Source organism: Paenibacillus sp. FSL W8-0919 (assembly GCF_038003785.1).
GTDB lineage: Bacteria > Bacillota > Bacilli > Paenibacillales > Paenibacillaceae > Paenibacillus_AQ > Paenibacillus_AQ lactis.
The window spans coordinates 1,908,880-1,921,140 of record NZ_JBBOPV010000001.1 but is presented as its reverse complement, the minus strand read 5'-3'; the positions used below and the strand labels follow the sequence as shown (position 1 = coordinate 1,921,140).

At 50.3% G+C, this 12,261-nt stretch carries 11 protein-coding genes and 1 rRNA gene; 1 reads left to right on the top strand and 11 read right to left on the bottom strand.

The genetic code is table 11. From position 1 onward, the window contains the following. Nucleotides 1-2: 2 nt before the first annotated feature. The 10 genes from NST44_RS08195 to NST44_RS08150 form a co-directional block, all read right to left on the bottom strand. Nucleotides 3-875, bottom strand: a complete 873-nt coding sequence (locus NST44_RS08195) for a carbohydrate ABC transporter permease (protein ID WP_007132613.1) — start codon at nucleotides 873-875, stop codon at nucleotides 3-5. Nucleotides 876-887: 12 nt separating this feature from the next. Beyond that, on the bottom strand, nucleotides 888-1,847 hold the full coding sequence (locus NST44_RS08190) for a carbohydrate ABC transporter permease (protein WP_007132614.1): 960 nt from the start codon (nucleotides 1,845-1,847) through the stop codon (nucleotides 888-890). Next, entirely contained in the window at nucleotides 1,837-4,794 is a 2,958-nt protein-coding gene (locus NST44_RS08185) for an extracellular solute-binding protein (RefSeq protein ID WP_213616937.1), read from the bottom strand. The genes NST44_RS08190 and NST44_RS08185 overlap by 11 nt, the downstream gene beginning before the upstream one ends. Nucleotides 4,795-4,826: 32 nt before the next feature. Next, nucleotides 4,827-6,251 (bottom strand): extracellular solute-binding protein, encoded by a 1,425-nt coding sequence (locus tag NST44_RS08180; protein ID WP_007132616.1) that lies wholly within the window; start codon nucleotides 6,249-6,251, stop codon nucleotides 4,827-4,829. A 118-nt stretch (nucleotides 6,252-6,369) separates the two neighbouring features. Further along, nucleotides 6,370-7,362, bottom strand: a complete 993-nt coding sequence (locus NST44_RS08175) for a LacI family DNA-binding transcriptional regulator (protein WP_007132617.1) — start codon at nucleotides 7,360-7,362, stop codon at nucleotides 6,370-6,372. A 364-nt stretch (nucleotides 7,363-7,726) separates the two neighbouring features. Next, on the bottom strand, nucleotides 7,727-8,473 hold the full coding sequence (locus tag NST44_RS08170) for a hypothetical protein (RefSeq protein ID WP_007132618.1): 747 nt from the start codon (nucleotides 8,471-8,473) through the stop codon (nucleotides 7,727-7,729). Between the two features lies 1 nt (nucleotide 8,474). Next, complete coding sequence (locus tag NST44_RS08165; RefSeq protein WP_007132619.1) at nucleotides 8,475-9,173, bottom strand: ABC transporter ATP-binding protein; 699 nt, start codon at nucleotides 9,171-9,173, stop codon at nucleotides 8,475-8,477. Nucleotides 9,174-9,198: 25 nt separating this feature from the next. Further along, a complete protein-coding gene (locus tag NST44_RS08160) occupies nucleotides 9,199-9,564 on the bottom strand; it encodes a GntR family transcriptional regulator (protein WP_007132620.1) in 366 nt (121 codons plus the stop codon). 51 nt (nucleotides 9,565-9,615) lie between these two features. Beyond that, entirely contained in the window at nucleotides 9,616-10,371 is a 756-nt protein-coding gene (locus tag NST44_RS08155) for an ABC transporter permease (RefSeq protein ID WP_007132621.1), read from the bottom strand. Then, the gene (locus NST44_RS08150) at nucleotides 10,364-11,305 is read right to left on the bottom strand and encodes an ABC transporter ATP-binding protein (protein ID WP_007132622.1); all 942 of its coding nucleotides are present in this window, start codon (nucleotides 11,303-11,305) and stop codon (nucleotides 10,364-10,366) included. The genes NST44_RS08155 and NST44_RS08150 overlap by 8 nt, the downstream gene beginning before the upstream one ends. A 251-nt stretch (nucleotides 11,306-11,556) precedes the next feature. Here NST44_RS08150 and NST44_RS08145 point away from each other — a divergent pair, with 251 nt between their 5' ends. Beyond that, on the top strand, nucleotides 11,557-11,796 hold the full coding sequence (locus NST44_RS08145; protein ID WP_007132623.1) for a hypothetical protein: 240 nt from the start codon (nucleotides 11,557-11,559) through the stop codon (nucleotides 11,794-11,796). 176 nt (nucleotides 11,797-11,972) lie between these two features. Here the strand turns inward: NST44_RS08145 and rrf are convergent. After that, nucleotides 11,973-12,089, bottom strand: a 5S ribosomal RNA gene (rrf, locus tag NST44_RS08140). Nucleotides 12,090-12,261 lie beyond the last annotated feature (172 nt).

Sequence of the window (12,261 nt, the reverse complement as noted above, 5' to 3'; positions counted from 1 at the left end):
ACCTATTTCAGACCGGAATGAGCCATCGTATTCATAACCCGGCTTTGCATAAAGATAAAGATCAGCAAATTCGGGATAAACATGATGAGCGCGGCCGCCGCGGATATCCCTTGGCCCGCCACTTCATTGTTGGTCGCCGTAAAGGTCGACATATAATAAGCAAAGTTCTTCAATTCCTCGTCATTGACGTACAGCGTCGCCGGCTCTATGCTGTTCCAGCTGAGCTGGAACGCCAGGATCGCAATCGTGGCGATCGCCGGCATCGTCATCGGAATGATGATTTTCCGGAAGATCGTAAAGTCGTTCGCTCCGTCAATCTGGGCAGCCTCTATCAGCTCATTCGGAATTTGGTCAATGAACTGCTTCAATAGAAACAAGCCGACAGGCATCGCCAAGAGCGGAAGAATATTAACCGAGAAGTCATTGATCAATCCGAGCTTGACGACGAGGAAGTACCTCGGAATGGAAACGGCGACCGGAACAAACATAAGCGCGAGGGTATTAATCGAAAACAGCGTGTTCTTCAGCTTGAAATTTTTCTTAGAGAAGGCGTATCCGGCTGCTGCGCTGATATAAATCGTCGCGAACACCGTCACGACCGTAATGACGACGCTGTTGAATATATAGCGGCTGACCGGAATGCCGGAAACCGTAAATGTCGACAACAGGAACCGAAAGTTATCCATCGTCGGATTTTGAACGAAAAACCTCGGGGGAAACGCAAACAATTCGTCCATCGGTTTGAGCGAATGCGAAAATATAAAAATGATCGGCATCACCATGAAAACCGAGAGGGGAGCCAGAATCAGGTAGAACTTCAACTGACTGATATGAAATCGGCTCGGATTCATCTTTGTTCCTTGAAATGAAGCCATACTTGTTCCCTCCTACTCTTTCTCGGCGAACATTTTCCATACGATCTTCGAGCAAAGCCAAATAACCAGGAGAAGAACGGTGGAAATGGCCGAAGCATAACCCATCTCGTAGCGGATGAAGCCGTAATCCTCAATGTGATTGACGATCAACTGTCCGGCATACGACGGCGTCGGGTTCGTACCCGACAGCTGAACCCCGATGAGCCCTGCTTGAAATGTGTTAACGACCGCCATGACGGCACCGAATAGCATTTGCGGCTTCATGGACGGAATCGTAATATGAACGATTTCTTGAAAGCGGTTCGATATCCCGTCGATATATCCTGCTTCATACATCTCCGAATTGATGTTCAAGACGCCTGCAAGCATCGCCAAAAACCCGATGCCCATACTGCTCCAAATCGTGACGACCATCATGATCGGCAGCAAATACTCGGGCGATTGAAGCCATTGGATCGGCTGCGTGATGAAGCCGTTGCGAATCAGCAGGCTGTTAATATAGCCCGTCGGGTCTCCGCTGAATATCGTCTTCCATACGACCGCCATCGCGACGCCCATCGTAAGGGAAGGCGAATAGATGAGCAAGGCGAGCACCGTTCTCGGACCGCGCTGAATTTGCGCCAGCATCCAAGCGAGAAGGAACGATAAAATATACGAGATCGGGCCGACGATGAGCGAAAACTTCAAGGTGTTCGGCAAGACGTACTGCATGAACACGCTGTCTCTCATAAATAGATCGATATAATTTTTGAGCCCCATAAACTTCGGCATTTGAATCGCGTTAAAGCTTGTGAAAGAGAGCCCGACCGCAAATATGACGGGAAGCACGATAAAGATAAAAAAAAGCAATAGATAGGGAGCGAGGAAAAGGTAGGCGGAGCCTTCCTTTTCTCTCCATTTCTTAAATTTGCTGCGGGTTTGTGGCGTCCCGTCGATTCGCGGCAGCGCTGCTGTTTCGGACTTAGTTTCCATCTCTTCCTCTCACCCAACTTTCTACATCCTCGATTGTTGCGATACGGTAAGGAGCGACAACCTTGCCCTGTTTCATATATCCGAACTCTTCCATCTTTCTTGCCGTTTCCTTGTCGATCTCGTTCACTGCGTCTTCCACGGCCGAACGGATATTTTCCCCGTCGAATACAACCTTGGTCCAAATATTGCTCAATTCGCGTTCGATTAAATAGGCGCTAGGCGACTTGGGCACTTCCTTGAGCCATTTCCACTGCTCCAGAACGACCTGTTTGTCTTCCTCCGGCCAATACAGCTGGGAGAAGGCTTCGTTATTGGCGGTATTCCACAAATATTCTTTGCCGTACAACGTTTGCAGCTGGTTAGCAAAGTGCACCTGCGTCTCCGTTGAAATCCACCATTTTAAAAATTGCCAGGCTTCGTCGGGATGCTTGGTGCTCTTAAAGATCATCGACACTTGCGCCGAGCCCGGCTCCCATCGTTCCGTCACCCCGTTGCGCGTAATCCCTGGCGCGGGAGCGATTTTCCACGAGCCCTTCAGCTCGGGAGCCGCCACTTGCATTTGGATATACGTAGCGAAGTTGCTGACGCCCAGAGGCATTTTTCCGGAACGGAAGTGCTCATAGAATACGGGCACCTGCATCTGCAAACCATACAGCTTGAACAAATTCGTCATCAGCTCTATGCCTTTCAGCGACTCCTTGCTGTCGATTCCCGTCTCAAAAGCGTCCTTTCCGAATATATCCCCGCCCGCTTGATAAATGAAAGGCGCGGTAGCCATGAACGGCTTCATTCCCGTCGCGCCGGCGATCGGCGAATAGAAATTCATGCCATACCGCTGCAGCTCCGGCATGATTTCGATGACGTCGTCCCATGTATCCGGCACAGGAATGTTGAGCGAATCCAATATATCCTTCCGATAAAACAGTACGTAAAAATCTTGCGTTTCAGGAACACCGTATACTTCGTCATTCACGATGAGCGGCAGCAGCGCCCCGGGCGAGAACGGTTCGATCACTTGGCCGAAGTCGCCAAATTGCTTTAGATCGAGCGCTGCGCCCCGGAAGCCCAAATCGAATGGGATATTGTTGCTGATACCGAGAGCCAGGTCCGGGGCGATGCCGGATGAGGCGGCAAGCGTAAGCCGCTGCTCGTTAGGCAATGTCGAGAAATTCACCTTGATGCCCGTCTTCGGCGTAAACTGTTCGTCCACCATCCGCTGCAGGAGCTCCATATAGTTTCTAGGCCGGTTCATCCAGACGTTCAACGTTATTCCATCGTCGTTGTCCTGCCGTTTCGGCGACCGGAACGTATGGAAGAACTGCTTTGTGCCTTCATATACGGAGTTGATCCAGGAGGCTTTATGCTCCGGATAAGAAGCGCCTTTGTTCGAAATGTACAATTGGTCTACCGTTAGCGGCTGCATTTCGAAATCGGTGATCGCATTCGACAAGTTCTGCGTCACGGAACCGGCCCCGCCGTTCAGCTCATTCAGCTTACGCGGAATTTGGTTCGGCTCGGCCGCCAGCTTCTCCAGGCTGCCCACCGCCATCTTCATTGCAGTCAGGCCCTTGGAGCTGTCTACGCCGCCGTTCAGCATGACCACCTTCTCATACTCTTGGCTAAGCGCCTTCGCTATATCAATTAAATCTCCCTGAATAGTCGGAAAGTGCTCCGTAATCTCCCACTCCCGATTCTGATCCACGTCGTTGCCCACTAATTTGCGGATTTCCAATGTCAGATCGTTGGTCTGTTTAATGGATTGCTGCAGCAATTGCATCACATCGTAATACGGGCTCGCATCCGCCATAATCCCGATTCGATGCGTTCCTTTGCTTAAGTAAAACAGATAAGGGCCTTCAACTCCTTGCAGCACTTCGGTCTTCCATGAAGTCGAATACTCGAAAGGATAATGCTTCGCTTCCTCGAAGGGAATATGCCCGTTGATCGTAAAGGTCCGGAACACTCGGGAATTCGGTTTGTCCTCTTGCTTATATTTAACGCCGATTTGGTACAGGCCGTCCTGTTCCACATGGATGTCGTAATAAACCGTTTGGCCCGATATATCCCATGTTTTTCCGCCAAGCGTGTTGAGCAGCAGCAGGTTCGTCGCATAAGGGCTTACTCCCAAGTTTCTGCTTGGCAGCGGGTTGATCGTCGTATCGTTTTTGAAATCGGGCTTTTCCGCTTCCTTCACAATCATTGCCGACTTCGCTTCTGTCTTATCGATGTGCTGGGCGGCATATTGCGCATACGACGGCAATGCAGCCGGAGCTGCAACGGTAATGCTGCCGTTTAACAATTCTCCGTTCATCAATGTAAATTTAATGATGTTTTTCCCTTTGTTCAGCTTGATCTTGATCGGCTCCGGATTCATCCGGTTCGGATCCGCGAATTCAATCGTCTGCCACTCGTCCGCCCGCACCTGCGTCGGCATCACTTCGTTCCCGTAGCGGTCCTTCGGAAACGTATCCGTGTTGCTTTTCCACAGCGGCGGGAGAACAAATCGATTGGCTTCCAGAGCAGGGGATTTTCCGTTTACTTGAATGCTGTACTCCGTAGATTGCAATCCTTCGGCAAGAATAAAATAATCGAATGACAGGGTATACTCGCCTTCCTTCGGAACTTCAATTTCGGCTGCGAAGGAGTCGCCCTTCTTCAGGTGAATCGCGCCGTCATCGTAACCGTAGGCAGCCTCTCTGGCAAGAATCGGTAAGTTGGAATCGGCTATAAAACGGGATGGGGCGATCCTGAAGGATCCCCCGTCGGCCGGAATCATTCCTTCTTTCTCCCTTTGATCCAGAGAGGCAGAATTACGGTTATTGACCATATTGGAATTGGAATCGGCATCACCATTCCCTCTGCTAATAAAGCCGCTGATGCCTGAGATCATGATGATTCCAATCAAGATCAAGCTGAAGGTGATCTTGGCTCCTCTACGCCTTAACATGGATTCTACCTCCTCTGGCCACCGGTCGTAGGTTACTGTGTCAAAGCGGAGATTGCGTCGGCTGCTGCCTTGTATTCATCGTTCGCAAGCTTATTGATTTGTTCCGCGTAATCTTCGATCTTCGTACCTCCCTTAATGCTGTCAAGAATCAAATCGCCGAGGTTGGCGTTTTCCTTGTCGCCGACTTTGACGCCGGTTGGCGCTTCCCATCTGGATCTAACAACGCCCGGAATGAACTTGACGCCCTCCAAAATCGCATTGTCGATGTTATCGTAAGCCTCCTTCAATCCCTCATAGCCGCCGTTAGCGAAATATTGATCAAGGATGCTTTGGTCCGTCGTCATCGGCAGGGATGTATACGAACCGTCCGTGTTCAGCTCCATACGCTTCAAAATGCCATCTTTGCCGAACGTCATATATTTAGCGAATTCGTATGCTTCTTGTTGGTGCTCGGTGCTCTTCGAAATACCGATGAAATCACCGATCAAAATAAATTTGCCGCCAGGGATGCCGATAAACTTGGATTTGAAGTTCAGATTGCTGAAATCCTTCGTTGCCCATGTGCCTTCCCACCGGACTGCAACCTTTCCTTGATTCCACACGTCGCCGTGCCAGGTGGCATTGTACTTCGCTTTTTCGTCTTCGGACAGGCTATCGAACGTGTATTTGCCCTGCATAATCTCCTTCGCCTTGTTCACGCCTTCAATAAACACCGGGTCGTTCAAGTGATACTGCTGTCCGTCCCATGTGAACCAGCCGAGCTTCGAATTCACGGAGGCCGGGTACCAGTCCGGAATTTGGACTGCTTCGGACAATCCAAGAACGTCTTCCGAAGGATTGTTCAGCGTTTTTACCGCGTTCAGGAACTCATCCCAAGTCGGAGAGTAGTTCAGCTCCGGCAGGTTAGCTTGCTCAAACAAGTCTTGATTGATGAAGTAACCCTGGAAGAACATCCCCGCAGGCACGGCGTAGATTCCGCTGCCGTAATGCGTGGCGTTCTCGAGCGCCTTCGGAATGTTTGCCCACTCCGGATCGGATGCAGCGATGTCGTTAAGGTTGAGCAGCCATTCGTTCGTCAAGCCGAACGGAATGTTCGGAAGCATCATGACGTCGGGCAATTTGCCCGCAGCCGCTGCAGCCGCCAGGGAATCGCCGTATTTCGAATAGTCGAACGATTCGTCCAGCTGGATATCGATGTTCGGATGAGCCTCTTCGAACGCCGCGATCATTTTTCTTTCAATGTTGTTTTCGGCTTCGGTGCCGAGGTTCCAGTTCACATAATTGATCACAATCTTCTCGCCCGAGCCGACATTTGCATCATCGCCAGGCTTATTCGTTTGTTCCTGGTTCTGCCCTTGGTTCGGCTCCGTTGCGTTGTCGGTCTTGCTCGACGAACAACCGCTTAACAGTGCGACCAGCAGCGTAAGAATAAGAGCGAATACAACGGTTTTCTTCATACTGATCCCTCTCTTTTGATTATTGTTGTTTATTTTCCATCGCCTTCCGTGAAAAGCGTACGGCGCTCAAACCGGGTCCTGGATAATGGCAACGCTTTCACTTTAATTTTGCGAAGGCCTAGTAGCGAAGCTTGCAGGATCTTCGCACGACCAGCTCCGTCGACAGTACATACTCATGCTCAAGCTCAAGGCCGTCCAATAGCTGCACAATCAGGTGGGCAGCTAGCGAGCCGATCTCGTACTTGGGCTGACGGATTGTCGTAAGCGGCGGGTTCATGTGCTCGGCGAGGAAAATATCGTCGAAGCCGACGATCGAAATATCGTCGGGAACCCGGATACCGGCCTCTTGGAAAGCTTTAATGCCGCCTGCCGCCATCTCGTCGTTCGCATAAAAAATCGCGTCCGGGAGCTGGCGCTGGCCGATCAGCAATTTTGTTGCCATATAGCCGCCATCGATCGTAAATCTTCCGTTGATATTCAAGTTGGATGTGCATTCGAGATTGTAATCGCTTAAAGCTTGCAAATACCCTTTGTAACGCAGCTTGTGATCATAGGAATTGCTTGAACTGCTGATGTACGCGATTTGCTTGCAGCCGTTCTTGATCAGCAGCTCCGTCGCCATATAGCCGCCTTTCTCGTTATCGACAAGAACATTGTAGATATAATCGCCCTTGAGGTACCGGTCAAGCACGACGATCGGGAAGCCTTTGCGTGCGGATTGCAAAATCGCTTCGTCATGGAGATTGTGTTCCGAGATGATGACGCCGTCTACGCGCTTCTCTCTCAGAAATTTAATCGCGGTCGATTCGTTGCCGCCGAACGAACTGCAGGCAATAAGGTCGTAACCGTTCTCGAGCGCGACTTCCTGCACCCCTCGGATCAACTCCGAATAATACGGACCGGACATGTCGCTCAAAATCAGCGCAATCGTCTTCGTGCTGCTCCGCTTCAGGTCTGTCGCCAAACCGTTCTTTTGATAATTCAACTGTTTGGCCGCCTCGATAACCTTCGCTCTTGTCGCTTCGCTGATCTTGCTGCTGCCGTTGATCGCGTAAGATGCAGTCGACAAGGACACCCCCGCCGCTTTGGCTACATCCTTCATAGTTGCCATTCACGTAACTCCTTCTCTTCTCTCAAACTTATATTTATCAGTTGAAACGTTTCACTTACCGATATCATAATGGAGAAAAATGACATCGTCAAGATTTTTTTGTAACCGCTTTAATATATTTTTGATCAAGTTCGTATTCTTGCATAAATGCTTGTATACCAAGGGTTATTCGAAGTCCCTCTAACAATTCCTTGATTTTTTATGGTGGTGAACAACAGGTGAAATTTAAGTGAAACGAATCGTATGTTAACCTCTATCTCCGACACCTGCCTCGGAGTTTGGGCGCCGACATTGATCCCCAGCCCAAAAAAAAGAGGAAACTGCCGTGACGACAGTTTCCCCAAAGGTTAAGCCTTATGATTCGTTACACTTCAACTTTACGATCTATCAGATATGCGGTCGCATAGACGATCAGCGCTGCTATGACGAGTTCAAACGCAAGTCCGCCCCAGGCGAACACGTACTCCCCTGGCGATATGTTCACGCTGGTTTCGTTCCCGAACTGAATCGTAGCTGCAGGCCCGATCCACAGATCCTCCGTTCCGAAGAGCAGATGATTCATCCAACCGAGCAGGTAATGCAGCACGAAGAATACCAGGATGCCGATCCAGACGCTGCCTTTTTTCGTAACGCTCCTCGACACGGTAATCGCGAAGAAGATCGTAATCATTAAGAAGATGAACTGCCATGCCGCCAATAAAGCGTTCGCCACATAATACCATATCGGCAATTCGGATAGATGGAGAGCTTCCCATGGCAAACCGGACATTCTCCAATATAGCCATGCATGGGCAAGCATCAAAATAGACAGCACCAGCAGCGTTGCGCACGCCAGGAACAGGGATGACGCAATGCTCCACACCGAGCGGACGGGAAGCAGTCTGCGGTGATATGCTTTAATGTTGCTGGCGAAGTTCTTGCAGGTAACTACGAGCAGCAGCACGCTTGCGGAGCCGTAGGCAAGCATACTTAGGATCATCATAATGCCCGGTTCCCAGTGCCTTATCGATCCGGTTACCGTAATGAGAACCTGCACAATCAGCAGCACCGCGAGGGCCCCCAGCAGCGTCGTCGCATTTCTCTTCCAGTCGTACTTCAGCAATCTCATCATGTTATGCATACACCTCTTTAAACATCTCATCTATGCTCTTGCCATGTTTAATTCGGATGTTCTCCACCTCGTCATGCATGGCGATCTCTCCGTCCCGAATAAAGATGACTTCATCAAATATCCGCTCGATATCGCTGACCAAATGCGTGGATATGATGATGCTGCTGTCCTCATTGTAGAATTTGACGATGGCGTCCAAAATTTTGCCCCGGGCTACGGGGTCGACCCCGCCGATCGGCTCGTCAAGCATATACAGCTTGGCATTTCGGGATAGTGCCAGCGTCAGCTGCAGCCGCTCGTTCATCCCCTTGGAGAGAGTGCTTACCCGGTCCTCCGGGTTCAACATCATGAATTCCAGCATGCTGCGTGCTTTATCGGGGTCAAAATCAGCAAAGAAATCCCGGAAGTATTCAATCGCATCCGATACCTTCATCCAGCCTTCGGTCAACGGGCGGTCCGGCATAAAGGATACCTCCGCCTTCGTTTCAAGGCCGACCGGCATGCCCGCGATTTCCATGCTTCCCTTCGAAGGCTGCATCAGGCCAGCGGCGATTTTCATGAAGGTGCTCTTTCCGCTTCCGTTCGTACCCAGCAGTCCGATGATTTTACCGCTACCGATGCTTAAGGATACGTCGTGCAGCGCCTTACGCCCTCCGCCATAAACTTTGCTTATATTTCGGGCTTGCAGCAGATTCTCCATGTTCGCTCCACCTCACTTGTATTCATTAAGGTTCTTTCACGGCATCTTCAACGATGCTGACGATGTCCTGATCCTTAAAGCCCAGCTCCTGCATGCCGCGAATGAACCGCTCCAGAAGCTCGCCGGCCATTTCTTTCTTAATGGTCATAATTTTCGATTCCTCGCTTGTCACATACCGGCCCAATCCCCGCCGCGTCTCCACAATACCCTCACGCTCCAATTCTTGAAAAGTTCGCTGCACCGTGTTCGGATTGATCTGGAGCTCGGCTGCGAGCTCCCGCACTGATGGAATTTTATCTCCAGGCTGAAGATTGCCGATAATGATCTGTTTCTTCAGATAGGTCATGATTTGCAAATAGATCGGCAGATTATTGTCAAATTCAATACTCACTGTCCGGTAACTCCTTTCCGCCGCTCATCTCGGTCTTCTTGGCTTTCTCTATTAAGCGACATCCCGTTTTTTAAACGTAACAAAGCCTGCTCCGAGAAACAAGAGAAGATAGGCAATGAGCACAGTAATGGAAAATGCTAAGCTCATGCCAGGGACCGGCGAGGACCCGCCTCCGCTGTACATGGACAAATCCACATTCAGGAACAGCAGATACTTCGACCAGCTGTAACGTGCGAGCAGTTGTACCACCATGCTCTCCACAATGACCGAAAACATGCCGATACCGATGGCAGCTCCCGACGACCGGGTTAGGATGCCTACCATAAACGTCAGGGTTACGTAGACAACCGTGTAAACGAGATTGTACAGGGACCCCTGCAGGACATCATTAAGCGTAGCCGAGCCGTTCTCCATGCCGAAGGTAATCTGACCAGTTAGCACTGACACAGCTAGCATAAACGCTACAAGGGTTACTACATAAATTAGAATGGCCGTATATTTCGAAGCCAAAATTTTGGTCCGGCTTTGTGCGCGGATCAGCAGCAGTTTGATCGTTCCCATGCTGTGCTCCTTCGCCACCGTCCCTGCGGTTACGACGACCGCAAGCAGCGTCAGCATTTGGCCCATCCCTCTGGTGGAGACGGCCATCTCCGCAAATCCGTAGCCGTTGTCTCCACCGGAGAAGTTATACAGCATCACGGCAACGAGAATGACAGCGCCTGCCAGCAGCAGATAAGGCAAAAAGAAGCTGCGTTTCTTGAACATTTTGAGCCATTCGTTCCATACCAGGTTTCCAAAGCTACGCAATGCGGTTTCCTCCCGTCCATTTCAAGAATTCATCCTCGAGCGATGACTTGTGCTCCTCAACCCGATAAATGCGCACCCGCGCGTTACACAGTGCGGATATCAGATCGGGAATATCCTCTTCCTTCAATCGAACCGTCAAAGCTCCTTCATCCGGGATCGAACCGATCCGAGTCAGACCATCCAGTCTCGAGGCAGTCTGTTCGGCGAGTTCAAGATCATTGACGCGAAGCGTTACGGTAGACAGCTCTTCGTTCTCCCCGGCCTGGCCGATCGCTCGCTCCGTCACGAGTTTCCCCTCTTGAATGACAACGACACGGCTGCACATCAGTTCCATCTCGGACAGCAGGTGACTGGATACAAGAATCGCAATTCCTTCTTCGCGGGCAATTCGCTTCAGATAATCACGCATTTCGCGGATCCCTGCCGGGTCCAGACCGTTTGTGGGTTCATCCAGAATCAATATCGATGGGTTGTGCAGAAGAGCCTGAGCGATGCCTAATCGCTGGCGCATCCCGAGGGAATAGGCACGGACCTTCTTGTGAATCGCATCCTGAAGCCCGACCAGCTTAACGATCTCCATAATTCTTGTGATGCTTACGCCGTCAGACATACGCTGGTATTGTCTCAGATTGTCATAGCCGCTCATATACGGATAAAATTCAGGATTCTCGATAATGCCTCCGATATGACGAATCGCCTTCACAAAGTCTCCCTTAATACTATGCCCTTGCACCAGCACGTCCCCGCGGGACATCTCAATCAGACCGACAATCATCCGGATCGTTGTTGTCTTACCGGCGCCGTTAGGACCGAGCAAGCCTACGATTTCTCCGTGATGTATATCAAAGGTAAGGCCATCTACAATATTTCGACGACCGATCGTCTTGGTAACTCCGTTTACGGATAGAACGGGAGTTGTATTCGTTCCGACCATGGTTCCACTCCTCTTTTGTATCAGTGTTATGGTTGAATAGTACACTAAGATATTGGTATTGTAAAGCCCCGATAAGAAAAAATGAAAAGAATTGAATTCGAAATGGCGGAAAGCAAGCTAGGAGGCATAGGTGTCACCTTAAGGCTATCTATTTTAGTTGGAGTGGGATACCGCAGGAGTGATATTTACAGGTCCACCTTCTGGACCAGCTGGATTGGCATGAAACATTATACATGAAGGGTGTCAAGATCGTGGAAATCGTTCCAGGCGCGTCCGCAGACGGCATTCTTGAGGTAGGCGATATCATTATAAGCACCGATAATAAGCAAATTCGGCAGTATGATGAGTTAGAGGGAATCGTAACGGCCGTGCAGCCTGGCGAAGAAATACACTGGCGTTTATTAGAGACGGTCAACAGCAACAAGCAACACTTACCGTACTCCCCTACGGTCAGCGAAAGCCGGTTGGCAATCCTCACTAGAGCGGAGTAGGAACATTAATCCTTGCAGGATACTTTCGGGGGCGAGTTGAGCTTCACGCCCCTTAAAGCTCAACCCTGAGTTCTTCTTAAGAGGCGCCGGTAAACGATTTACTATATAAAATATTAATGACATACATATTTAAAAGGCCGTCATCGATTGCTCGATAACGGCCTTTATGGTTGTTCGCTTGGCGGCGTCCTACTCTCCCGGGACCCTTCGGTCCAAGTACCATCGGCGCTGGAAGGCTTAACGGTCGTGTTCGGTATGGGAACGCGTGGAACCCTTCCGCCATCGCCACCAAACGATTCAAGGTGGTTTGATCACCTGAAAACTAGATACGAAACGTCTTTGCGTTGTTTAGAATCCGTAGCATTGTCCCAATGTTGGATCGGGGTCCCCGAAAAGTATTCGGCATCCGCTTCAAAGCTTCGCTTCACTTTTTGGGGTGTTGTTTATGCTTCCGTAGCGAGCTTT

What these genes read in the sequence shown, in the direction of transcription:
- NST44_RS08195 (WP_007132613.1), bottom strand. Translation starts at nt 875, where the DNA reads ATGGCTTCATTTCAAGGAACAAAGATGAATCCGAGCCGATTTCATATC.
- NST44_RS08175 (WP_007132617.1), bottom strand. Translation starts at nt 7,362, where the DNA reads ATGGCAACTATGAAGGATGTAGCCAAAGCGGCGGGGGTGTCCTTGTCG.
- NST44_RS08190 (WP_007132614.1), bottom strand. Translation starts at nt 1,847, where the DNA reads ATGGAAACTAAGTCCGAAACAGCAGCGCTGCCGCGAATCGACGGGACG.
- NST44_RS08150 (WP_007132622.1), bottom strand. Translation starts at nt 11,305, where the DNA reads ATGGTCGGAACGAATACAACTCCCGTTCTATCCGTAAACGGAGTTACC.
- NST44_RS08170 (WP_007132618.1), bottom strand. Translation starts at nt 8,473, where the DNA reads ATGATGAGATTGCTGAAGTACGACTGGAAGAGAAATGCGACGACGCTG.
- NST44_RS08185 (WP_213616937.1), bottom strand. Translation starts at nt 4,794, where the DNA reads ATGTTAAGGCGTAGAGGAGCCAAGATCACCTTCAGCTTGATCTTGATT.
- NST44_RS08165 (WP_007132619.1), bottom strand. Translation starts at nt 9,173, where the DNA reads ATGGAGAATCTGCTGCAAGCCCGAAATATAAGCAAAGTTTATGGCGGA.
- NST44_RS08180 (WP_007132616.1), bottom strand. Translation starts at nt 6,251, where the DNA reads ATGAAGAAAACCGTTGTATTCGCTCTTATTCTTACGCTGCTGGTCGCA.